At 64.7% G+C, this 22,527-nt stretch carries 29 protein-coding genes; 1 reads left to right on the plus strand and 28 read right to left on the minus strand.

Translation table 11 applies throughout. The features are described from left to right. Window positions 1-11 precede the first annotated feature (11 nt). From MAQ5080_RS14300 to MAQ5080_RS14310, 3 genes are all read right to left on the minus strand, one after another. The gene (locus MAQ5080_RS14300) at window positions 12-326 is read right to left on the minus strand and encodes a TIGR03745 family integrating conjugative element membrane protein (RefSeq protein WP_425279593.1); all 315 of its coding nucleotides are present in this window, start codon (window positions 324-326) and stop codon (window positions 12-14) included. Window positions 327-387: 61 nt separating this feature from the next. Next, on the minus strand, window positions 388-621 hold the full coding sequence (locus tag MAQ5080_RS14305; RefSeq protein WP_003821106.1) for a TIGR03758 family integrating conjugative element protein: 234 nt from the start codon (window positions 619-621) through the stop codon (window positions 388-390). After that, window positions 618-998, minus strand: coding sequence for an integrative conjugative element protein, RAQPRD family (locus MAQ5080_RS14310; RefSeq protein WP_003821105.1), 381 nt, complete (start codon window positions 996-998; stop codon window positions 618-620). Before MAQ5080_RS14310 ends, MAQ5080_RS14305 begins: the two co-directional genes overlap by 4 nt. A 208-nt stretch (window positions 999-1,206) precedes the next feature. On the opposite strand from MAQ5080_RS14310, the gene MAQ5080_RS14315 reads away from it, so the two are divergent. Next, entirely contained in the window at window positions 1,207-2,136 is a 930-nt protein-coding gene (locus MAQ5080_RS14315; protein WP_003821104.1) for a hypothetical protein, read from the plus strand. 46 nt (window positions 2,137-2,182) lie between these two features. Here MAQ5080_RS14315 and MAQ5080_RS14320 read toward each other — a convergent pair whose 3' ends face one another. The 25 genes from MAQ5080_RS14320 to MAQ5080_RS14440 form a co-directional block, all read right to left on the minus strand. Beyond that, window positions 2,183-2,944: a TIGR03747 family integrating conjugative element membrane protein gene (locus MAQ5080_RS14320; RefSeq protein WP_003821103.1), complete on the minus strand. Its 762-nt coding sequence runs from the start codon at window positions 2,942-2,944 to the stop codon at window positions 2,183-2,185. Next, a complete protein-coding gene (gene traD, locus MAQ5080_RS14325) occupies window positions 2,941-5,133 on the minus strand; it encodes a type IV conjugative transfer system coupling protein TraD (RefSeq protein ID WP_003821101.1) in 2,193 nt (730 codons plus the stop codon). The genes MAQ5080_RS14320 and traD overlap by 4 nt, the downstream gene beginning before the upstream one ends. Window positions 5,134-5,137: 4 nt before the next feature. Continuing rightward, a complete protein-coding gene (locus MAQ5080_RS14330) occupies window positions 5,138-5,677 on the minus strand; it encodes an integrating conjugative element protein (protein ID WP_003821097.1) in 540 nt (179 codons plus the stop codon). Further along, a complete protein-coding gene (locus MAQ5080_RS14335) occupies window positions 5,674-6,264 on the minus strand; it encodes a transglycosylase SLT domain-containing protein (protein WP_003821096.1) in 591 nt (196 codons plus the stop codon). The genes MAQ5080_RS14330 and MAQ5080_RS14335 overlap by 4 nt, the downstream gene beginning before the upstream one ends. Further along, window positions 6,246-6,971, minus strand: coding sequence for a TIGR03759 family integrating conjugative element protein (locus tag MAQ5080_RS14340; RefSeq protein WP_003821095.1), 726 nt, complete (start codon window positions 6,969-6,971; stop codon window positions 6,246-6,248). Before MAQ5080_RS14340 ends, MAQ5080_RS14335 begins: the two co-directional genes overlap by 19 nt. Window positions 6,972-6,985: 14 nt before the next feature. Beyond that, complete coding sequence (locus MAQ5080_RS14345) at window positions 6,986-7,627, minus strand: hypothetical protein (protein ID WP_003821094.1); 642 nt, start codon at window positions 7,625-7,627, stop codon at window positions 6,986-6,988. Next, window positions 7,624-8,223, minus strand: coding sequence for a PFGI-1 class ICE element type IV pilus protein PilL2 (gene pilL2, locus MAQ5080_RS14350; RefSeq protein ID WP_003821093.1), 600 nt, complete (start codon window positions 8,221-8,223; stop codon window positions 7,624-7,626). Before pilL2 ends, MAQ5080_RS14345 begins: the two co-directional genes overlap by 4 nt. A 158-nt stretch (window positions 8,224-8,381) precedes the next feature. Continuing rightward, window positions 8,382-9,251 (minus strand): hypothetical protein, encoded by an 870-nt coding sequence (locus tag MAQ5080_RS14355; RefSeq protein ID WP_003821092.1) that lies wholly within the window; start codon window positions 9,249-9,251, stop codon window positions 8,382-8,384. Between the two features lie 113 nt (window positions 9,252-9,364). Beyond that, on the minus strand, window positions 9,365-11,644 hold the full coding sequence (locus MAQ5080_RS14360; RefSeq protein ID WP_021205692.1) for a helicase-related protein: 2,280 nt from the start codon (window positions 11,642-11,644) through the stop codon (window positions 9,365-9,367). A gap of 102 nt (window positions 11,645-11,746) precedes the next feature. Beyond that, on the minus strand, window positions 11,747-12,058 hold the full coding sequence (locus MAQ5080_RS14365) for a hypothetical protein (RefSeq protein ID WP_003821089.1): 312 nt from the start codon (window positions 12,056-12,058) through the stop codon (window positions 11,747-11,749). Between the two features lie 103 nt (window positions 12,059-12,161). Next, on the minus strand, window positions 12,162-13,310 hold the full coding sequence (locus tag MAQ5080_RS14370; RefSeq protein ID WP_221934256.1) for a DUF6094 domain-containing protein: 1,149 nt from the start codon (window positions 13,308-13,310) through the stop codon (window positions 12,162-12,164). A gap of 25 nt (window positions 13,311-13,335) precedes the next feature. Further along, window positions 13,336-13,986, minus strand: coding sequence for a hypothetical protein (locus tag MAQ5080_RS14375; protein WP_003821087.1), 651 nt, complete (start codon window positions 13,984-13,986; stop codon window positions 13,336-13,338). Between the two features lie 76 nt (window positions 13,987-14,062). Continuing rightward, window positions 14,063-14,323, minus strand: a complete 261-nt coding sequence (locus MAQ5080_RS14380; RefSeq protein ID WP_003821086.1) for a hypothetical protein — start codon at window positions 14,321-14,323, stop codon at window positions 14,063-14,065. Between the two features lie 16 nt (window positions 14,324-14,339). Beyond that, the gene (locus MAQ5080_RS14385; RefSeq protein WP_003821084.1) at window positions 14,340-14,747 is read right to left on the minus strand and encodes a hypothetical protein; all 408 of its coding nucleotides are present in this window, start codon (window positions 14,745-14,747) and stop codon (window positions 14,340-14,342) included. Between the two features lie 100 nt (window positions 14,748-14,847). Further along, complete coding sequence (locus MAQ5080_RS14390) at window positions 14,848-15,171, minus strand: hypothetical protein (RefSeq protein WP_003821078.1); 324 nt, start codon at window positions 15,169-15,171, stop codon at window positions 14,848-14,850. Window positions 15,172-15,265: 94 nt separating this feature from the next. Next, on the minus strand, window positions 15,266-15,955 hold the full coding sequence (locus MAQ5080_RS14395) for a DUF3275 family protein (protein ID WP_003821074.1): 690 nt from the start codon (window positions 15,953-15,955) through the stop codon (window positions 15,266-15,268). Between the two features lie 57 nt (window positions 15,956-16,012). Further along, a complete protein-coding gene (locus MAQ5080_RS14400) occupies window positions 16,013-16,930 on the minus strand; it encodes a DUF3577 domain-containing protein (protein ID WP_031692692.1) in 918 nt (305 codons plus the stop codon). Between the two features lie 361 nt (window positions 16,931-17,291). Then, window positions 17,292-17,645, minus strand: a complete 354-nt coding sequence (locus tag MAQ5080_RS14405; RefSeq protein WP_003821070.1) for a DUF3085 domain-containing protein — start codon at window positions 17,643-17,645, stop codon at window positions 17,292-17,294. A gap of 78 nt (window positions 17,646-17,723) precedes the next feature. Continuing rightward, window positions 17,724-18,527, minus strand: a complete 804-nt coding sequence (locus MAQ5080_RS14410) for a hypothetical protein (RefSeq protein WP_003821069.1) — start codon at window positions 18,525-18,527, stop codon at window positions 17,724-17,726. A 284-nt stretch (window positions 18,528-18,811) separates the two neighbouring features. Then, window positions 18,812-19,090, minus strand: a complete 279-nt coding sequence (locus MAQ5080_RS14415; protein WP_003821068.1) for a hypothetical protein — start codon at window positions 19,088-19,090, stop codon at window positions 18,812-18,814. A gap of 94 nt (window positions 19,091-19,184) precedes the next feature. Next, window positions 19,185-19,922: a DUF5983 family protein gene (locus tag MAQ5080_RS14420; RefSeq protein WP_003821067.1), complete on the minus strand. Its 738-nt coding sequence runs from the start codon at window positions 19,920-19,922 to the stop codon at window positions 19,185-19,187. Window positions 19,923-20,002: 80 nt separating this feature from the next. After that, complete coding sequence (locus MAQ5080_RS14425; RefSeq protein WP_003821066.1) at window positions 20,003-20,689, minus strand: hypothetical protein; 687 nt, start codon at window positions 20,687-20,689, stop codon at window positions 20,003-20,005. Between the two features lie 143 nt (window positions 20,690-20,832). After that, window positions 20,833-21,225: a hypothetical protein gene (locus tag MAQ5080_RS14430; RefSeq protein ID WP_003821065.1), complete on the minus strand. Its 393-nt coding sequence runs from the start codon at window positions 21,223-21,225 to the stop codon at window positions 20,833-20,835. 22 nt (window positions 21,226-21,247) lie between these two features. After that, window positions 21,248-21,472, minus strand: coding sequence for a hypothetical protein (locus MAQ5080_RS14435; RefSeq protein WP_033470933.1), 225 nt, complete (start codon window positions 21,470-21,472; stop codon window positions 21,248-21,250). A 330-nt stretch (window positions 21,473-21,802) separates the two neighbouring features. Beyond that, the gene (locus tag MAQ5080_RS14440; protein WP_033470935.1) at window positions 21,803-22,360 is read right to left on the minus strand and encodes a hypothetical protein; all 558 of its coding nucleotides are present in this window, start codon (window positions 22,358-22,360) and stop codon (window positions 21,803-21,805) included. Window positions 22,361-22,527: the final 167 nt, after the last annotated feature.

Below are 22,527 nucleotides of genomic sequence, written 5' to 3' on the forward strand. Positions count from 1 at the left end.
CCGGCCTCGCCTTACAGGATGCCGGTGGCTTCGGTGAGCAGCCAGATGCCGATCACGAGCAGCACGGCACCGATCGCGACGGTGAGGCCAAACTGGCCCCAGGTCTTGCGGCCGGTGTGGATTTCCGCGTAGGTGCCGTAGGCGTGGTAGCAGACGCCGATGAACATCGACGCCACGACCAGGAGGGCTACGAGCATGATGATGTCGTAGCCGTAGTTCCTGATCGTTTCCATGATGCCGTTGCCGGTGCCGCGGGTCGGGTTTTCCAACTGCGGCAAGCCTTGCGCGAACGACAGCGCGGGCAGCGCGGCGGAGCCCAGTGCCACAGCGGCGCGCTGGGCAAGGCGGGAATGGAGGATGCGGTTTTGCATGGTCGTGCCTTTCAGGTCAGGAGAGGAGGAAGAAGCTCAGGACGAGGTACATCGCGACGAAGCGGATGCAGACGCCGAGGAACTGGCGCTGGTTGAGGCGGCTCTCGGACCACCCCACGTAGGCCGTTCGGATGGCCCAGACGCCCCAGACGAGGAGCACCGCGAACACGGCGCCGACCAGGACGGTCGCCATCGCCGAAGGCGCGATGCCGCTGTTGGCTTGAAATGCCGAGACCTGGGCGCCGTTCATGGCTTGGCTTCCGTAGTCGTCGGCGATGGCGAAGCGGACCGCTCGGTGCGGTAGTCGCTGGCCAGTTCGGAGGGGTCGCGCGGCTGGGCACGCGACGGTGTGAGATGGGCCTGGATGCCGGCGCGCACGCGCGCCAAGTCAGCCAGCAACCGCGGGTAATCGAAGTGGTAGCGCTCGCCCGGCTGGATGGGGGCACGCGCGGCGCTGTCGGCGACGGTGCGCTCCAGCGCGTCGAGTTGGCGCAGCGCGGCGACCAGCTCCTGGCGCTGTGCGGGGGACTCGGCCAACGCCATCGGGGACTGACCCAGCAGCAGGGCCGTCACGAGAAAAATGGGCACGCCGCGATGCGCGGCGCGCTGCCAGATCGGAGCCAACATCGCGCCATTCCTGTGTGATCAGAATAGTGCGATGGTGGAGTTCAGGGTGACTGCAGGCAGCAAACAATAGGAAACTGCGCTGATCGGTTTGATTGGCAGCGTGCGTCCAGTTCGCTCAGGGAGTGGTCGTCAGGCCAGAATTCAAGAAGGGAATTTCCACCGGCCGCGTGGCAAAATATCAACGCTCTTACAAAGATCCAGGATAAAAATGCAAGGACTGACCTTTAGAACTGATCAAGATTTTGAGGAAATTTGCTGCTACCTCATGAGGGACTGGGTCGCGCGGAATATGAGGTATGACGTGCAATTCAGAAGATACGGCGGAAATGGGCAAAGGCAGCATGGCATTGACATTTTTCCTGCCGTTGGCGGCTACTCAGTGTTTGGGCAGGCAAAATTTGTTAATCAACTAAACTCTACAGACGTTACGGCTGAGTTGAGTAAGACCGATTCCTTCCCTGAGCCGATTGGTTGTTATGTGATTTTCACAACGGCAAATCGCCATACCAGCATAAATCATCATCAGTTCCATGGCACTCAACACAAAAGGCTGGATGGATCGATTTTTCCGGTTCACGTGGTCTATTGGGGTGAAATTTCTGATATTAGTTTTATCCCACAAGATGTCTGTAAGAGAATTTTCCCATCAGCATTTCAAGTTGCCAGGAGCGCATTAACGCCTCAGCAGATGGCGGATTCCATAGCCACACTTCAAAATATTGTTCCTTCATATTTCAGGTCTGACTTTCTCGACTGGCTCGAAACATGGGACTTTTCATGTGGTTACATTCCATCTGTGCATTATGACGCCGTGGACAATCTTTACATTGAGTTGGATCGGGTAGGATGGGGAATGAAGGGTGTCAATGATTTTTTATATGCCCAAGGTCGCATTGACTTATCTCGTGCGCTTCCGGCTGGCGATGCCTTCTTTTATGCTCTCACTGAATTTCGAGATTCAATATATAACTACATAGCTTTTGTACGCGGACAGGATGGGCAGGGCTACGTTACATTGCAAGGAATGGATGGGCGCGGCGCAACAGATTTCCCAAAGATTACAGAGCAGTGGAGCATGAGGGCGCGCCATTTGGCCAATATGTATCGCGAGAAAATCCTTGGTCAGCAAATTCAATAAATAAGAAATACTGAATGAGTTGCCTAATGATCTGGTTTCTCTGTCATCACAAGTATTTTTTGAAGCTGCCCGCAGTCAGGCTCACGGCCAGTCCCAGCAAGGCTGCGCTGGGCAGCAGGATCAGCAGTGGATGCACAGAGATCGGCAAGGCCAGGTACGTGACCCACGGCAGCACGGCCAGCGGCATCAGGCTCGCCTTCGCGCGGTGGTAGATGAAGCCGGATTCCCGGCCTGCGCCGAACCGGCGCACGTCCCGCCGCACAAGACCGTCGATCAGGCCGACGAACGCCGCGGTGCAGATCAGCGGCAACGTGAGCACCAGAACCAGCAGGCGCACCAGAAACGTGAGGGTGGTGAAGGCCGCGGCAATCAGGTAGTTCTCGGTCCAGACATAGACCTGGCTGATGTAGTAGCGAAAGTTGCGCCCCCCGTCCTGGATCCTCCCGTGGCTCGGCGCGCGGGCGCGCTCGGCGGTCTGGCTCATGCGCTCCAGCAGCCCGGAGCGAACGAATACCCATTCGTAGCCGGTATCCACCAGTTCGTGCGCGGTGCGCCCCGGCTCCTGCACGACGACGCTGCGCGTGAAGTGGCTGGACAGGTGCCCCAGTTCGTACTGCAACATCTGCTGCGAGTGCCGCCAGCCCTGGTCCTTCCAGAACAGGTGCATGCCGACGCACTCCACGACGATCGAGAACAGCAGCGAGCCGATCAGCACCCCGAGCAGCCGGAACGGCAAGGTGATGGTGCCGACGATCAGGCCCTGGCGCTGGTTCTGCTCCCGTTGTGCAGTCGAGGCGGCGTCCTTCATGGCGAGGCCTTGTTGCCGGTGTCCTCGTCGGTGGCAATGGCCACCGCGGGAGGTTCGGCCGCAGCGGCGTCATCCAGCAGGTCGTCGGGCAGGCCCGTGTCCTGCAAGGCGGGGGAACTGGTGAACTCCCACCACTGCGTCGCTTCGCTGTAGCTCTGGCGCATGTACCCGGCCAGTTGCTGCAAGTCTGCCGGCATCACTTCGTCCGGGTCCGGCGCCGGCAGCGGCATGCGCACTTTCCAAAGCTGGCCGCCCTGCAGCAACGCGAAGCACTGGCCTTTCGGCAGGCCGACGACGTGCGACGGCTCGATCATCGGCACGCTGGACATGCTGATGCGGTCCTGAGTGTTCGACGTGAAATCCGTCGCCCCGCGAATGTCCGAGCTGTCGGTCGCGCCGCTGACGATGGTGGTCGTATAGACCTCGACCTTCGGCAATTGCCGGGTCAGCAGTTCGGCGGTCGCGGTCTCGCGCACGCGCAGCATGAACAGGTTGTTGAAATTCCCGATCACCTGGCCTGCCTTCGCGCGGTTGCCGATGCGGGCCTCGATGTCCGACAGGGTCTGCGTGTACGCAGTGACTTGCAGGCCGGCACCGCCGCCCTTGTTGATCAGCGGGATGAACTCGTCGCCCATCAATTCGTTGAACTCGTCGGCATGGACGTTGATCGGCACGCGCGCACCGGCCGATGCGCCCGGCAGGCCATCGTCGATCCCATGCTTGTAGATATGCCCGGCGACCGACACGAGATCGCTGAACATCGAGTTGCCGACCGCGGTGGCGACCTCGGCGTCGGAGAGCGCATCCAGGCCCACATAGACGATGGCCCTCTTACGGATGATCTGCATCCAGTCGAAGATCGGGCGCGGGTCGGCCAGGTCGGAGTAGTTCGGGGCCAGGAGCTGCGCGATCTTGCCGCTAGTGAGCTTCTCCAGCAGCGGCAGCAGCGATGCGACGATCTTGTCGAAGTACGTCTTGTCGTAGCGAACCGCCGAGCGCAGGCCATCCAGCACCGGGTCGTAGTTGCGCGCCTGCGAGAGGTACTGCTCCAGCGCCACCACGCGCTTCTCGCGCCCGATCATGTTGCGCGGGATGTTCTTCTCGTTGAGCTTGGCCTCGATCTGGACGATCACCTCCCAGGCCCTGGGCTCGGTCTTGGCGAAGTAATGCTGGGCGTACTCGATGAACAGCGCGTCGATGTTGATGACGTGCCGTTGGATCAGCATGTAGTCGGGCCGCTGTCCCAGCTCCACCAGGGCGCGGGCAATGATGTTGACGAACCGCCACGCAAACTCTCGGAAGGCGGCCGAGTTGCCTTCACCGGAAAGCTGCCCCGCAACGCGGGTGGCGACTTCCGATATACGCCCGAATCGCCCCACGGCGTTGTAGCGCGCGGAGATGTCCGGCCATCCCAGGTGGAAGACGTAGAACTCGCCTTCGCGGCCGGCGCGCTTAGCCTCGACGTACATCCGCTTCAGGAGATCGGCATCGCCCTTGGGGTCAATGACGATCACCACCTCGTGCTCGCCCGCGGCGTTCACGCGCCGGATGTCCTGGGTCACGAATAGTTCGGCCAGCCGGGTCTTGCCGACGCGCGTCGTGCCCAGCACCAGCGAGTGGCCGACGCGCTCGCCCAGCGGCAGGCTGACGTCCATCTCCTCGGGTTCGATGCCGTGCAGGCGCGGCAGGCCGCCCACAGGCGGCAACGGCCGCACCGGGTTGAAAGGTACGTCCCAGCCGGTGAGTTTCGACAGCCGGGACAGCGGGAACGGCGCGTACTCCAGCCGTTCTTCCAGCCGTCGCGCCAGCCGGTAGGCTGGTGTGGGCTCGACGTAGCGGCGGAACTCCGGCCGGTACGTTTGCATGAGCCTATGGGTGTGCTTCTGCTCCCACAGGAACCCGCGCCCCACGAACAGCCGCTGCTGGCTGACCGGCACGTCCTTGCTGGTCATCACGTAGCGCGGCAGGCGGCGGATGTTGCGCCGGTAGCGCAGGATGACGCGGGCATCGCGGTAGCGGATGGCACCGTAGGCGCCGAACGCCAGCGCGCTGCCGACGCCCATGGACGGGCTCAGCGCGAGCGACCATGGGGCCACCAGGGACAGAAACGCGGCGCCCGCGCATGCGGCAACGGTGTATAGCTCCACCGCTGGGCGAAGCAGTACCTCGACCGGCTGTTTCCCCGACATGGCTTCATTGCTCGATGCCGGTGGCTGTGATCAGCACCGGGTAGTGCCGCAGGCCCAGGCGCTCGGCCAGGTCGTCGCCGGACATGGGCGCGAGGGGTACGCCGGGCACCAGGGTGCGCAGCCGCGCCAGGCCCTGCACGGTCTCGACGTTGACCACCAGACCGACCGCGCCGCGCTCGCGCAGCGCGGCTGCCTGGCTGCGCAGCCAGGCCCGAGATGCCTCGTCGTCGCCGACGACAACGAAAGGCCGCAGACCCGGAGCCTCGATGACACGCCGCGGGACGGTGCCGGGGGTGAGCTTGGCGCTGCGCACCGGCAGCATCGCGGCCTCGTCCGCCGGCGTGGCGGGAACCTGGGGCGTCGGGATCGGCGGCCGGGCCGGTGCGTTGGTGCGCGGCTGGAGGTTCAGGGCTTCGTAGTACGGCAGCGCCGACGCGCCGCCGCGGTCTTCGACCACGATCAGCGGCTCGCCGGCAAGCGAGGCCAGCGGCAGACCCGCCAGCAGTACGAGCAGGCCACGCAAGGCCAGATGGGATGTCGTCATGGGGATGTCTCCTTGCGTGCGGCGAGAACCGCGGCGGTTGGGCGTGCGCCCTGCACCCGGGCGAGGTGGCGCGACACGCTGCGCCGGTAGCGGGCGGCGGGCTCGCCACCCGCGGGGCGGTGGTAGCGGCCCATCGCCAGCAACCAGTCCTCGCCGGGGGCGTGTTGCTCGCGCAGGATCTCGGCAGCGATGGCGAGATTCCGGTACGGGTCGAGCAGGTCGCAGGCGCTGGCGTAGCGCTGCTGGTGGTAGCCGAGGTTGATCTGGCCCAGGCCCGCGTCGATGCGCGTGTGCGGCGTGGAGCGCATCGCCTGCTGCAAACCCGCGCAGGCATCGGCGCGGGTCGCATAGCGGCGTGATTGGCCGGCGACGTTGAGGGACCACGGCCACGGGACGATGCGTCCGTTACGGCGGATGCCACTCTCCTGCAAGGCCACGGCGTAGAGCACCGTCGAGGGGATGCCTGCGCGCTGCGCGGCGAGCTGGTAGGCCGGTGGCGGAACCTCCTGGGCTTGGGCGACGCAGGCGCATAGGCCAGCGGCGAGCACCAGTGTGCGCAGGGGGGCGGCTATGGCTGGCGCTGCCATTGGCCGTTCACCTCGCGCACGACCGCCGGCAGGTCGCCGGGTACCCCCAAGGTCAACCAGCGGCCGCCGTCGTGGTTGAGCGTGATGCTGCCGCTGCGCACGCGCGCCGGATCGACGTTCGCGCGCTTGGCCCAATCGCGGATGCGCGCGTCGTCCTGGCGGCTGCCGACCATGTACAGGTCGAATTCGGCGCCCGAGGATTGCAGGCGCTGCACGAGCTGGCCGCAGGCCACGCAGTTATCTTTCACGAACACTGCCGTGCGGCCGGAGCCGCGCGTGGCCCCGGCGACCGGCTTGTCGTCCGGCAGGTTCACCCGCTGCATCCCGGGGTTCAGGCGCTGCCAGGCCTCGTCATAGGCCCGCTGATAAGCGAGCAGTTTCTCCACGCGGCGCGCTTCGACCTGCACCTGCAGCTCGGCGTAGCGTCGCCGTTCCTCTTCGGTACGCGCCTCGATGCCCAGGGCCGACAGCGGGTCCAGGTTGGGCGAATAGATGCCCAGTGGACCGTCCATCAGTTCGCGATAGCGCGCCCACTCCTGAGGTTGAAGGCCCCAGTCGCTCGCCACCCGGTCGTCCAGAATGCGGGCGACCAGCGGGCGTTCCTGACTCTGCGCATTGCGGGCGGGAGCCGTGGCGGATTGCTGCGCCCACGCGGGCAACTGGGTGGACGCCAGCAGAAGCGCGGAAAGGATGATCGACGGCTTCATGTGGTGTGCTCCGTTCAGGGGATCGCCACGTGGCGGGTCTGGTCGCCGGCCTGGAACACCGCAGTGCTGCCCTCGACGGCCTGCAAGCGCCACGGGCCGACCGCATCGCCGGGTAGCAGCACCTGAAGCTGGTCGGGCGTGAAGTCGCCATTGCTCGGCGCGACGGACACGCTGCGCTCGCCGGCACGCAGTTCGGCACCGACGATGCGGAACGGGAGCGGCGTCGGTTCGGGCTTGGCGGTGGGCTTGTTCCTGGTGCGCGGCTGGGCGGGTGCAGCGGCGCGCGCAGCGGTCTGCCGCGCCTTGATTTGCTCGACTTCGGCGCGCAGTGCCTGAAGGTCGTCGGCGGAGGCATAGGCGCTCAGCGATTTCTCGACCTGGGCCGCGCGTGCTTCCAGGATTTGGCGGGTGTCTTTGAGGTCTGCCGCCGTGGCGACGGCTGGACGCTGCTGGATGGCCTCGACGGTCTCGGCCAGGCCTGTTGCCTGCGCTTCGAGGCGTTGCAGGCGGGAATCGAGGCGCTCCTGGTCGGCCTGGTCGTTCATCGTCTGGTAGCCGAGGGCAACGAGGACACTGAGGCCGATCAGCCAGAGCCACATCAGGCTCTGCACCACCACGGCGGCCGTTGAACGATGGGCGGGCTGCGGGGCGTTCATGGCTGGCCTCCCGATGCCGCGGGCGCCAGCGGGAACGTCTGCACCGCCTCGGTGGCAGGCGGCGCGGGTACGTTGTCGGCGGTCATGCTGTCGCCGGGCCGCTCGAAGCAGATTTGCCGCGCGCGGTCATCCGCGTGCAGTTCCCAGGCCGAACCAGCCAGGGTGAGCAGCGCATCCCGCAGGGTCATGGGGCCGAGGTGCAGGTGGGCCGCCGGCAGCGGCAGTGCGTACAGCTCGATCACCGCGTGCGTCGTCTGGCACAAGCCGTAACCGCTGCGCTTGAGCACATGCCGTAGCCCGTCGCCGACCGTAGCGCGTGCATCCTCGGGCATCGACACGTCGATGGTCTGCAACAGCAGGTCGCGCTGCGCTGCTGTCGGTGCCAGTTCCACGAGGGTGTAGCGGCCGTAGCGCACAACGGGGATGTATTCGGGCGCCTCGGGTACGGGTGCGGCCGAGACTTCCTCGATGGTGTCGGGCGCGACCGGCGCGCTCGTCGTCGCGCAGCCGCCAGCCAGCACCGACCAAAGCAGGCCGAGAAAACCCGCCAGCAGACGGCGTTCGGGATGGTGAAACCAAGGTGGAGAGGGGCACATGGCGCGTCGTCCTGAAACATCGAGCCCTCACCATCGCCGCTCGGGCCACGAGCGGCAGCAAACAATGCGAACCAGGCAGCGCCCGATTTCCCGGCAGCCTCCCTCCAAAGGAAAAGGCCCCCGAAGGGGCCTGTGAAAACGCATCGGGCTTCGCCCGATCAATCCCGAGCCAGCTTCAGGCCGGGATCGACCCGTGCCAGTTGGGTGTGCGACCAGCAGCGCACGAACTGCCCGTTCTCGCCGAGCGGCCGGTTCGCCACCGCCGCCGAATACTCGTCAGTGTCGCTGGTGTCGTAGCAGATGACCTTGATCTCGCCGCTGTCGCAGCGGATGGAGTGGATCTGGCCGTCGGTCATATCGACCACGACGACCTGCGGAACGAGGCCAAGTTCGCGGGCGGCCGACAGGATGGGGCCATATTCGGCGGCGTCGAAGCAGATGAACGGCCCTTCGTACCGGGCCTCTTCGGCCAGGTCCCTGGCCTTGTCGTAGTGGATACCCAGGTCGTATTCCTCCTGGGTGATCCTGACCTTGAAGACCGGCACGTTGGGGCTACCGGAGGCACCGATGCAGACGACCGCGACTTGCATCTCGATCTCACCGCCGTCGGCAGGTTCGGTCGAGGGGATGACGGCTCGGCCCGTGGGGGCGTCGTCTTCCATGCCCATGCGCTCGCGCATTTCGTCGATGAAATCCTCGGGGGCCATCAGGCCATAGCTCGCCAGGCGCAAGGGAATGTCCTCTGCACAGAGGTTGCCGTCCCCGATGCGTTGCTGCATGAAGGCGGCGATCTCGGCTTCGAGCGCATCGCTGTTAGTCGCCGAGGGCAACTCGGTCACCTCGATCGACCAAACATCCACCTTCGCGGCGGTCTCATCGATTAGCAACCTCTCGCCGATGGCGCGGACCCACATGCGTTGCAGCCGTGCCAGTATTTCCGACGCGGCCTCGCCGTTGAGCAAACAGGTCACGTCCAGCGTCAGGCGGGCCTTCACGTTTTCGGGCGTGGATTGGGTATGGGTGTTCATGGAAATCTCCTTGGAATGAAAAATGCGCAGCCACGTCCACGGAGACCGTGGGCGTGGCTGCAAGGTGGGAACAATGGAAAGCCGGCGGCGCGAGGCCGGCGTTGGCGTGGGGATCAGGCGGCGACCAGTTGCCGGGCCAGCGCGACCTCGACGGAATCACCGTCCTGGTTGAGCACATCCAGGCCCGATTCGGGCACGTCGCCCGAGGTGGACTGCGAGACCATGATCTTCTTGGCCATCAGCTCCAGGCAGGTCATCTGCGAGGAACCGGCGTAGCCGAGGTAGATCACGCGCACCGGCTGTTTCTGTCCGATGCGCCAGGAGCGGCGTGCCGCCTGCTGGAGCGAGTACACGTTGTAGCCCGACTGCATGAAAACGATCGTCGGGAAGTCCAACAGGTCCAAGCCCGTCTTGACCAGCTCGGGGTTGGTGATGAGCACGTCGATGCCACGGTCCAGTTGCTCGGCGATCCAGTCCTCGCGGCGGCTGGCGTCCACGCTTGCGCGCAGCACCGCCACCCGAAAACCTTCCTGCTCCAGCAGCACCTTCAAGCGCGACGTGGTGTCGCGCGTGCCGGTATAGACCGTGTAGGCCAGGACCTTGCGGCCCTGCGCCTTCTCTTCTTTGCAGATGTCGATCAGCTCGCGCTCTTTCGGCGTCACCTCAAACTCGTTGAACTGAGCCGGGACGAACGCCAAGGTGTTGCGCGTGCGCGGATGCACCACGGTTTCCGACCGGAAGCAGCAGTCCGGCCAGGCCAGCAGCACGTTGAGCACCACACCCAGCAGCGTCGTATCGCGTCGCGCCAGAGCCTGTTTCAGCTCCGCGGTCAGCCGACCCGCCAGGTCGCGGTAGGCCGCGGCTTGCGCCGTGTCCATTGCGACTTCACGGAACTCCTCGTCATACGGCGGCAGGACGTTGCCGCCGATGTCCTTGAGCTTGAGGAAGATCGTGAACGGCAGGATGCACCGCAAGACCCCTTTCGGCCCGAAGCCGGGAGCCTTGACCGTGCGCACCGATACCTTGGTGCCCCTGGCCGTCTTGTGCGCCGTGCCGGTGCTTTCGGAGTAGATGTCCTTGAGGACCCCGTGGTCCCTCATGAACGCCATGGCCGCCGAGGTCATGCTGCCGCTCGTGGTCGGGCGGTAGCCGTCTTCGATCATCCGCCCAGGCAGGGCTCGGAACAGCAGGTAGAACAGGTCGTCCCCGTAGCCGCCCATCAGCGTGCCTGTCAGCAGCAAGGTCTTGCGAGCCTTCGCCGCCAGCACGCCCATGGCCTGGCCCTGGGCACTGCCACCGTTCTTGTACTCGTGGGCCTCGTCCGCGATGCACAGGTCGAACGTGCCTTGAGGCAGGTAGCGCTTGATGAACTCGGACGGCTGGTAGCCGCCTTCGCCGAAGCCGAACTCCATGTTCGCCATCGCTCTTTCCATGCGATGCGCCTGGCGGTCAGAGAAGACCAGTTCGCCGTTGCCGTCCATGAGGTTGATGAACTCATGGATGTTGTCGCCCAGCATCGACGCGAGGAAGCCTTCGCCGAACTTCTGCATCAGCTTCTGCGCGGTGACTTCCCCGATCGTCGGGATGCGCTTGAGGGCTTTCAGCACGGCCGAGGACTGGTCGCTGCCGGACAGGCTGCGCGGGCGGATCAGCGTCCACAGGGGGGCGGCGCAATGGCTGCACTTCCTGCGGTATTCCTCGGCTTGGAGCGCGACCGGATTGACCGGCTCGCCGTCGAGGTCGGTGATGACCGTGCCGCAGTCCGGGCACGCCGCCACGTTGCCGTGACGGGTGCGCCGCTGGGTGAAGACGGGCTTCCAGTGGAACCCCATCCGCATCCTGACCCGGCCCAAGACGAAGAACTCCTGGCCCGTGGGCTGGACATTCAACTGCTCGCGCAGCTTGATGAGCTTGATGAGCGTGTCCGGCCCGTTGAGCACCCACACCTTGGCGCCTGCCACCGTCTCCTGGATCTCGCGCCGCCACTTGTAAACAAGGTGCGGCGGCGAAAGAACCAGGGTGCGGCGATAGCCTTCGGCGTTGAGCACGGCGGCCGTGGCGATGCCGACGGTCGTCTTGCCGCAGCCCATTTCGCCATTGACGATCGCGGCGCGTTCGCCACGGTCGATCAGCAGCTCGGCGGCGGCGTGGACGACTTCGGCCTGGGCCGGAAACAGCTTGCGCTTGAGGCTGGCGACGACGAGTTGCCGGTGCGCCTGCGGCTGGCCGTTATAGACCGGCGGGTTCGCGCTGTTGAGGGCGTCGAGCAGTTCGTCGCCGAACTCGCCGACGAAATCCTGAAGGCTCAGGGTCAGAGGGGAAGATTCCGCATCGAGCAGTTCGCCCTGTACGGGCGCGGCTTCAGCGGCAGTGGTTTCGAGATCGAGGGACATGGTGATGCTCCAAAGAAAATGGGGCATGCACCACCCCCGCGGGGCGATGGCATGCCCCGTGGTGGGATGAAGAGACGGCAGGCGGCCGTCGTCTGGGAGAGATCAGTACTCGCTGGGCAGTAGCAGCGTGGTCACGCTGCGATCCCATTCGGTGATAATCCAAAGCTGCAGGCCGGGTGCGACCTGGTAGGAAGAGAAAAGGCGGTCCTCGCCGGACTCCAGCGCGGCATCGTTCTGCCGCTTGTCGTAGTCGTCGAGGTCGCCCCAGTCGCCATTGAGGTGGCGGTGCAGATACGGCACCGGGTTGAGCCGGCCCTGCTGGACCAGGGCGTCAACGCCACAGGTCACGACGGTCTCGCCAGGGAAGAAGCGCCGGCTCGATGCTTGGCCGATGGGAAGTGCTTGGGCTGCCATGGAAAGGCTCCTTGAAGATGAAGGGGCCACGGCGCCCCCTCGGGGCGACTGGACCCCGGTGGGTGGAGGAAGCCGACGGTGACCGTCAGCGGTAGAGAAGCGATCAGCGGATGGTCAACACCTCGCCCCGCGTGGCGGAGCCGGGCGTCATGTCCCACGCGCGGATGACGGGCACGAACTTGTCGGTGAGGATGCGGGTCTCGGCGATGGAGCCGTCTTCGCGTTCGGTGAATTCCCGCTGGAGCGTCTTGTCCTTGTGGGTGTCACCTTTGACGACGAGCACGCGCCCGGTCTTGGAGCGCACAACCCCCGAGATCGCGCCCGCGGCCAGAGCCAGGGCGAGATGCCAGTGGGACAAGGCACGCGCCGGTGGACGCAGCGACTGCTGCGCGGCCCCCAGGTGCGTGTCCTGCGACGGCCAGAGGCCTTGCAGCCGGCCGACTTCATCGGCGAACTGCTCTGGCTCCATCGTCACGCGGAAGAAATGCTCCGGCTCGGCCGGACTGGCGGGGACGATGTACGGCAGGAACGGCCATTCGCTCGGCAGTTCCTCGGCTTCGACTTCACCAAGCCCGATCTGCAGCAGCAGATTGCGCACGGCCTTGAGACCATCGGGTGCCAGCTCGCGCTGGCGCACCCTGCGGCCGAAGATCACCACCTGCTTGAACTGCGTTTCCACCGCTCGGTAGATGCGTAGGTCCGTGTAGTGGCGTGTCAGCCAGCCGACCAGCTCGGCGTCGAGCACGTAGCCAGGGACGATGAAGACCAGCACGCCGCCATACTGCAATAGCGAGAGGCTGCGCTGATAGAAGAGCTTCTCGAAGCGGGCACGGCCCTGGCCCTGATAGCCGATGTTGCCGTTGACGTCCTTGGACAGATCGCCATACGGTGGGTTGAGCCAGAGCAGCCCGAACGACTGCTTTGAGATCATCGTGTCCATCAGGTCCGCGTGCAGGCAATGATCGACCAGGCCGCGGGCATGGCGTGCCCGCTCCGCGTCGAACTCGACGGCGAACGCCTTGGCTTGCTCGCGCCCGAGAGCATGAGCGGCTTCGGCGATCGCCACGCCTTCGCCGGCGCAGGGATCGAGGATGCACATCGGGCCATCGCTGGGCATCAGTGCGTTGAGGGCTCTTTCGAGCGTGGGTTCGTCGGTCGGGTAGTACCCGTTCTTGGAGAAATTGCGGGCGAGCCGCGGGAACATGAGGGCCATGGAAGTCTCCTGGTTGGCGGGGATGAAGTGCGAAAGCACGCCTTGGCGTGCTCTCGCGGGCGGGTCAAGCCGCTACCGCTTCCGGCGTCCAAATCTTGGCCGGATACGGATAGGCGGTGAGCACGTCACTGCGGATCAGGGAGCCCAGCGCCAGGGTCAGCGCCGGCACGTCGATGGCGAGCCGATGGCCTTCCAGCGACCCGAGGGCGAACGGAAGACGGGCCAGCATCTCGCGGGTCTGTAGCAGCTCCAGCACGGTTTCGCGCCAGTGGTCGAGCAGCGGCAGTGGGCAGGTGTCCCGCACCAGCATCCACAGGCGGTCAAGCCGGTGGGCGCTGCCCTTGGGCAGCAATGCCAGTGCGCTGGCGTTGGCCTTGTCGGGCTTGACGCAGCGGCGGTCGAACAGCCACACGTTGGACAGCGAACCGAACAGCGTTCGCCGGTAGGCGCGGGTCATGCGCTTTTCCAGACGATCGACGTTGCTGACGAACACCGGGACGCTGCCGCCCTGGTCGGTGATGACGTGGAACTGGTCCAGGCCCTGTTCGTCGCGCCCGAGGGTCAGACGAGCGAGGAACTGCTGGACGGCGGTGTCGCGCGCCCAGATCGACAGGAAGATCAGATTGCCCTGGTCATCGCCGACGCAAGCATCGGCCATCACGTCGGAGCATTCGTCGATGCGATACAGCGTGGTGGAAGAAGTGTTTTCGGGCATGGTGGTGTCCTCGGATGAACGGGAACAGCACCGCCCGCTGGGGCAAGTACTGCCCCAGGGGGTGGAAGAAAGCCGCTCAGTCCGGCTCGAACTGCCGGGTGTGCGGGTTGAAGTGAAGCGCCTCATCTACCGAAGTGATTGGCGTGAAGCCCTCCAGGTAGATGTTGTTGAGGTACTGGTCGCGGTGGGTCAGTGCCTGCCGTGCCTGTGCCTCGGTGAGGCCGTTGCTGATGAAGTACTCCAGCATTTCCTCGTCGGAAGAAACTTCGTCGTTGGACAAACTCCCTTCAACGAGCTTCAACAGCGAGGGCGGAAGCGCAGCCAGGATCGGGTCCATGTCGGTTCCTCCTGGCTCAGGCCATCAGCGCTGCGGTGGGTGCCGCAGGTGCCGTGGGTGTGCGCCGCCGCGCGTGGTAGGCGCGAACGCCTGCACGCCAGTCGGCGGACTGCTCTGGTGCGAGGTCCAGATAGGACAGCGGGCACGTGTAGTAGTACGGGTGCATGGACTCGTCCAGTGGCTTGTAGCCCCACTGGTCGCCGCTGCGTTCGAGAAGATCGCAGCGGATGTAGCGCAGGGATTGGCCTGGCGCCAGATGACGATGCACGCCTTCGACCTTGGCCGTCACTTCCGTGACGGACCACAGGACGTTGCCGCGCAGCGCGTGGGCGATGACCTTGACGCTGGCGCGCTCGGTCTCTTGCGGTGCGATCAGTTCCGCGATCAGTTCAGACCGCGATTGGGGGGAGAAATACCAGCCCATGAAAGGCCTCCTGAAGAATCGAGCCGGAGGCCTCCCCGTGGGGGAGAGCCCCCAGCGGGTGATGGAATGCCGCGCGTGCGGCGATGGAGTCCGGTGCGGACTAGGAGCCGCAACCGGCTGGGCAGTAGCCCAGTTCGATGCCATGGGAGCAGTAGCCGTTCGCAGCGTTCCACTCCTGCGTTTCCTGCCGTTCGGCAGGGGTTGCGTAGTCCCATTCCTGGGTCGCGATTTCCAGGGCCTGAGCCCGCTGGGTTTCCGGCAACCGACTGGCTTGCGCGTCGATCTCCGAACTGAAAAGCGTGACCCAGTGATCCCAGGACAGGCCGCAACCACGCTGGGCGTGCTCGGCGGCCGTCTTGCAGACAGCGCGCCACGCGGGTTCGTCCAGCGTGCAATGAGGTGCATCGCAAGCGATGGTGGACATGATGGAGACCTCCAGAAGAAAGTCGGAGCCTCCCCCGCATGGGGAAGGAACCCCGGCGGATGGATCAAGAACACCGCGGATGCGGCGTCTGCGATCACGCAGGTTGCAGTTCGGCCTGGCGGCTCCACTCCTGCGTCTTGAAGTCCAGCGCGTAGCCCAGTTCACCCAGGCGGGCGATCTGCGCGCGCAGGGTGCGGCGGTCGATGGTCGAATCCAGTTTCACGGACTCTCCCAGCGGCCAGAGCAGCCCGAACAGCGCGGCGTCGCCATCTTCGGTGCTGCCGGGGGCAGCAGCCGCAGCGGGCGGCGGGGCATCCACACCAAAAGGCGTGGTATCGATCAGCGGGTCCGCGGACGCCTGCACGGATGCGGGCTTGGCGGGTCTGGATGCCTTGGCGGGCTTGGCCGGCGTTGACGCAGGCTGCGCGCCCAGTTCTTCATCGAGCGGATCGACTTCCTGGGTGGTGAAGCTGCGTGCCTCGTCACGGCTCAGTTTGTCGATGCCGTTGAGCGTCATCCCGTCCAGGTTGGCACGGATCTCGAACCGCATGCCGTCGCCGACGGGATAGGACTTCGGGAAGATGTAGCGGATGACGAACTCCCCGTCGTACTTGCCTTCGGGGTACTGCTCCAGCTCCGCATCCTTCACCGCGAACTTGCCGATGGGGGTGACAAGTCGGCCGACGTTGAAAGGGCCGTTTCTTCCGCGGATCGTGCGCAGCGTGAGTTGGCCTGGGACGGTGATGGGCGAACCCGATTGGTCGGGCGCCGATGTGACTGCCATGATGGTTCTCCTTGGGGAATAGGAAAAAGGCAAGGCCCCGTGAGGGGCCATGCCGGATCAGAACGAAGCAGCCAATGCCGGCTCCTGCTCCTCGACTTCACCTGCGGGCTCGCGCACGGCGGGCTCGACAGGCTGGTCGGCAGCGGTGTCGGCGGCAACCTCGGCTTCGGGCGCGGGTGCGTCCTCGGCTTGCGGCGCCTCGGCTTGCGCCTGGCTCGTCGGATAGACCTGGGTGCCGTCGATCTTGATGAGACCGATGTGGACCAGCGTCGATTCCAGGCTCGCTCCCGGTTCCCCGGCGCGCTCGCCCTTGGTGCGGATGTACGGATCGATCTTCATGTCGTTCAGACGGAAGGCGATCAGCACCTTGCGGTCCCCTTCGATGGCCTGCACGCACCGGCGAACCAGGTGCTCGGCTTCAGGGGTGGCGACGATGGTGTCGAAGTACCGATATTCCGGTTCACCGACAGGTCCGGCCAGCGCCGCGACGCAGCACGACAGGAACGGATCGCCATCCTTGGGGGAGACGTCCTTCGGGCGGCTGAGGTAGCCGATGCCGCGGGTGATCAGCTCGTGCAGCTTGATCGAAGCCAGTTCGGCCCGGTCAAGCGGCTCGGCCTTCAGCAGTCGCGCCTTCAGAGACGCGGCGGCCTGGCCCTTGTGCTCACCCTTGTCGCGGATGTACGCATCGCCCCAGAGGTCGCCGAGGCGGAAGCGCACCAGCGGCCGCTGCTTGGGATCGTCAACGCCGATGTAGCGCTCGACCAGTTTCTTGGCCTCGGCACCCGAGACCTTGACGTCGAAGTAGCGGTAGCTGGGGTCCTTGGCGGAGCCGACCAGCGCGGCGATGGTGCATGCCAGGAAGGGCTGCGCACGGCGGCCGCCCCGGACGGGAACCTCGCGGACACGCTGGATGTAGCCGATGCCCGAGGTGTGGAGGTCGAAATACGATTTCTCGTTGGACGTGGTGCTCATGGTGAATCTCCATTGGGATGAAGCGGAGACACACCGGCCCCACGCATGCGGGGAAAGGTGCGTAACCCCGCGGTGGGTTGATAAGGCGAAAGCATCCGCCACCAGGACTGGTGGCCGCTCGCGGATGGATGCGGTGCGAGCTGGCTCGGTCACGCAGTGGAAACTGCGCGGCAACCTCGAAGACCGATGGTTGCCTGGCATGTCGCTGACAACGTCAGCAGGCATGGGGGCAGCATGGACGGGCTTCGCGCGCGCGGCAGTAATCAATCGGCATCCGGACGCTTCCCTTTGTCCATGCCGCCAGCGCCGCAAAAAAAGAAGCCCCCATGAAGGGGGCCGTGAGGGGACAGTGGTATTCGCACTACATCGATGGCACCACCTCCAGCGACAGGTGCGTCGTGGTGGCGGATAGCATCAGATCGTCCATGCCGCGCAGGATGCGGGCGAAGACGCCTTCCTTCGGATCGAAGAACTCGCCGAAGTCGTCGCCACCCAGCTCGGCACGCGCCAGTTCCCACCAGCCGTCAAACGGGTCGGTATCCGGGTTGCAGCCGACGGCATAGGCCAGCAGCTTCACGCGGCCATCGGGACGGCGCTCTCCCTGCTCGGCGAGGAAGTACACGCCCTGGTCCTTGGCGAGGACGACGCGGCATTGGTTGGCAACGGCCTCGGCCAGCACGGGGCGCAGGTCGGAACCTTTGAATCGCAGTGACATGGTTGATCTCCTGAAGAAAAAGGCCCTCCACCCGAATGGATGGAAGGCCTATGGGGGCAAGTCGCCGGTAGGCTGCGGTCAGCCGTAGCGCCGCTTGGTTGCCTTGGCGTCGATGACGCTCACGTCGATCAGACGCCAGTGCCCGTCGTCGATAAGCCGCTCCAGCACTTCACCGAGCATGTCGAAATACACCTCGTCGTGCCGATCGACCAGTTCGCCGTCGCGGCTCAGTTCCACCGCGTAGGTGTCGCCGCCGCGGTCGTAGAGGATCGTCACCTGGCCCTCGAACTTCGAGGTCGAAACCGAGAAGCTGATCGCCGGGGGTGTCTCGATGATCTTGGACGGCTTCGGATCGACCCAGGTGAAGTCGCGGGCACCCGCATCGACCAGCATGTGGGTGATGCGCCGGAACCCATCGGGAGCCGGCATTTCCTCCAACTGCTGGATGAGCTGTCCCAGTTCCATGCACTGCGGCTCGGGGATGGGCAGCTTGGCAGGCGCGGAGCCGAGGATGTGCCTGGTGATGGTGTAGGGAACACCGTCCGCGGTCTTCTCGGTGATTACTTCCGGGGTGTCCGCGCGCAGGCCGTCGAAGCGGCGGCGGGCATACGGTTGGACATGCACCTTGGCGCCTTCGCTGGGAAGGGTGGTCACCAGGTGGGGGTCGAGCACCGCGAACTCGCTGGGCTTGAGCTTGACGACGATGGCGTCGTCGCTGGCCGCGACCACCTTGCCGTCGAAGGGCTGGGGGTCGATGGCGAAGCCCAGCGTCGAGGACTGCGGCTGATCATCGAACACGCGATACTTGAACGACCGCACGTTGCGGGGCACATGGCCTGCGACAAGCGAAGGCATCATGGATTTGATGAGGGAACGGTCCATGGGAATCTCCTTGAGGAAGAACAAGGGATTCCCCGCCCGCAAGGGAGAGGTCCCTTGTGGGTGGATGGACGCGGTGCGTCCGTAGGAAGAAACAACCAGCGCGGTTTCCCGTGCTTGCAGCCTCGAAGGTCTCGGCTGCCTGGGCATGTGTCGGCAACGCCGACGAACATGGGGGCAAGGATGGCCCTGGGCCGGGCTACCCGCCCGCATGAAACGGCACTGCGCCGCACCCGGTTTCCCGCGCTGGGGACAAGAAAAAGGCCCCTCGAAAGGGGCTGGTTGGATCAGGCTTGGTACACGAAGTAGTGTTCGCGCTGACGCGGGAAGAACACATGCTTCCACGTGTCGCCGCCGGTGTTGCCACCGTCGAAGACGACCATCTCGTAGTCGTCAATGTCGGTGTCCACCAAGTCGGCGCCGGCGATATGGCGCATGTGCAGCGTGCCGTGCGTGCGCTCGAATACCAGGATCTGGCCGATGGCGTCGTCCTGGCTCATGGCGTTGACGCAGGCTCCGAGCTGGTGCTCGAAGTCCGGTGCGCGCGAAATGAGGTTGGGGAACATGAGGTTGCTCCTATGAAAATGGACCAGCCCGACTCTTGGGGGAGACGGGCTGGCATGAGGGGACAAAGAGGAAGACCCGCGTGTCGCGCGGCTGCTAGCCCTCGGCCAGCGGCAGGCCCAGCAACGCGGGTGCGTCTGCATCGAGGATGAGGATGCGCACATCGGCCTGGCCAGCCAGTTCAAGGATGTTCGCCAGGTCGTCCGGCATGCCCTTGTTCCGGTGCTCCTGTCGAAGCTGCTCGGCGGTGATGCCCTCGGCGTGCTCCAGGTTCTGGTCCGTCCAGGGCGTGGAAATCAGCTTGACGCCGATCGCCGGGCTGTACGGCACACGGAAGGCGATGAACAACATGGCCTCCGGCGTGGCGATGTCCGCCAGGCCGGCGAGGTAGTGCCAGCTATCGACCGTGATGTGCTCACGGCTGATTTCCCAGCACCGGCTGTAGTAGCCGGTCTCGAAACTCAGGCGCTGCATCGCTTCCCGCGCGGCCTCGGCCGAATAGGCGTCACCGACGTGGACTGGGCGGCCGTCGAAGTCCTCGCCATGGATGGCATAGACCACGGCACCGATCACACCTTCGCCGCTGACGCCTTCACCGGCATCGCATTCGGCCAGTACCTCGGCGTTCACGGCTTCGCGGCCATCGCTGACCACGGCGAAATCGTTGGCGACGATGCAGGACGATGAAACCAGTTCCTCGTCGGAGAGGTGTTGCTGGCTCGCGTGGATGTTGCGCCAGACATGCGGGCTTCCGTCCTCGTAGCTGATGCACAGCGTGCGGACGATTTTCAGATTCCAGTAGCCACGGTGAAAGGGATTGGGTTTCTGGGACATTGGGAACTCTCCAGATTGAATAATGGAGCCAATTCCCGCCACCGGGAATTGGACCCGGTGGGTTGAAAATGGAAAATGCGTCAGGCGGCGCTGATCGTTGGCATCTGGGCCAGTCGGTCGGCGACGCGACGGCGCACATTCAGGCGGAACTGCTCGTCGTTGATGCCTGCGAGCAGGTTGGCGGCCTCCAGCGCGATCAATGCCGAGGCCTCTTCGATGTCGGCGGACAGGATCGTCTTGCGCAGTTGGTCGCCGAGTTGGAGCGCCTGCGAGGACGTTCTGAAGACCTGGACCTCGCGGCTCAGGTAGCAGCCGTTGCCGCCGAACTCGAACAGCCTCGGCCTGCTGCAATGCCAGCAGCCTTCGAACTGGATGGCGGTCAGGCGATGGCCGTCATCGAAGCAGGAAGCGATCAGAAGCAAGGCTTCCAGGTCGGCGCTGTCCTCGAACTTGTGGTGCTCGATCAGGTTCTCCAGCTCCGCGTCCTGCTCGGCACCGAAGTGCGCGGCCAGCCGTTCGAGCAGAGGTGGAATCGACAACTCTTCGTCGTCGGGCATGGGGATGCCGAGTTGTGCGGCCAGGTCTTCCAGGCCGTCCAGCACATCCGTCCAGCGCGGATCATTGGTCTCGGCGATCTGGGCGATGTAGGCCTGCCCGTTGCCGGGATGGCCTTCGTTCAGCGCGAAGGCGCCGAACAGCGCCTTGATGACGGGGGTGACACGCTCCAGCACGAGAACGCCCGTGCCTTCGTAGTAGTTGTTCGCCATGGTGGCTCCTTTCGAGAAAGCGGAGCCAGCCCATGCGGACGATGGCATCCGCAGGGTGATGGAGAAGAAATTGAGGGACATGGCCTTTTGGGCGCATGTCCCTCTCGGGGGGAACGAAAGACAGTGGTGTGCCGGAGACCGGCTCACCAACCGTTGTAGTTCACGAGCAGGTCGGCGATGACCTTGCGGCGTTGCAGGTCGAGACCGTCGAAGTCCGACAGCCCGTGGAAGTGGCAGCGCTTGAGCATGGCACCGCCCTCACGCGCGTTGTAGAAGCTGACCATGGCAGACAGGAACATGCGTTCGCCGCTGCTCAGGACGCCGAGGGCGTCGTTGAGCCGCAGCATGTTGGGACGCAGATCCCACTTGCTCTTGGCCTGGTTCAGACCTTCACGGGTGCCGTCGCCGAACCACTCGGGGCCAGCAATCTCGACGCCACGCTTCCATGCCTCGAAAAAGGCTTGAGGCGCGGCGGCGAAATGCTGTTCTTCCCGCATGATCTGATCGACGACTTCCCGCGGCAGTAGCTGGTTCATGACGTGATTCCTCCAGTTTGGATCAAGGAACGGCGAGCTGGGACCAGCCGCCTCTTTCGAGGGCACGTTGAGCCGCGGCATAGCTGCGGAAGTACTCGCGGGATTCCCGCGAAACGGGGCCTTCGGTATCGCGCGTGCCGATGTAGTGGCCGGCGGCGCTTTGCAGGACTTCGAGCGGCAGGAACTTGCCGCAGTAGGTCGAGGCCAATTGCCCGAAGGTTTGGCCGAAAGAGGCTTGCTGGGACATGGATAGGCTCCTTGGAAAAGCGGGGCCTCGTCCCTCACGGGATGGCGGCTCCCGCACGCGGTTGATAAAAGGCATCGACGTCACGAGGACGCGCGTCCGCAGACTTGATGCGATGCGGACTGGTGGGTAACGCGGGAGAGACCCGCGACAGCCTAAAACCCTGGCTGCTGGCATGTGCTGACGAATCAGCGAACATGCGGGCAGCTTCGTGCGCGGACCGCGCTGCGTCAGTTGGAAAATGGCATCCAGCCCAGACCCGATTGATGGGGACCGAAAGAAAGAAGCCCCGCATCGAGTGCGGGGCTGTCAGGAGGGTGCGGTGACGCTGGGTCAGTCGGGCTTGTCGCCCAGGACATACTGCTTCCACAAATCGAATGCCTGCTCGGGTGGAAGCTCGGCCAGGATGACGATGGGCTGGGCCTGCCGGGCGCGCAGCGAAGCGAAGTACGCCTTCCGGTCGGCGATGGCTTTGAGCTTGATGCCCTTGATAAACAGCAGTTTGCCTTCCTTGATGAACAGCACCTTGTTGCCGATGTCGCGGTTGAATGCGGCTCGCACCTTGCGTTCCGCGTGCATGGCGTCGGCCAGCTCATCGACCAGGAAGTCGAGCGTCATGTCGATGTAGTGAGGGTCTTCACTCTCGTGGCCGAGGTCAAGCGGCGCAGGCGGCAGGCCCTTGGCGAAGGCTTCGGCCTGCGCCAGTAGCCCCGCCTTGCCGTTGAGCGCGTGGAGGAACGTCGAGCCACCGTGGCCGTCGTTGCGGGCCTCGGCGATGGGAGTACCGTCGAACACGACGGTTGCGTTGAAGCACAGTGTTTCCTCGCTGGCGAAGTCGGCCACCTTGAGGTTCTTCAGCGTAATGCGGTCTTGCTTGGTGATGTTGTCCATGGGGAAGTCCTGAGATCGACCGGGTGGCGACATGCTCCTGACGGGACGTGGCGGCCATCCCGTGGGTTGGAGAAATGAGGCATCGATGCCCAGTGGGCAGCGTTCGCCGGTGAGATGCCGAGGCGAACTGGCGGGTGGCGTGGGTGAAACCCGCGGCAGCCTTGACA

Source organism: Marinomonas aquimarina (assembly GCF_900089755.1).
Classification (GTDB): domain Bacteria; phylum Pseudomonadota; class Gammaproteobacteria; order Pseudomonadales; family Marinomonadaceae; genus Marinomonas; species Marinomonas aquimarina.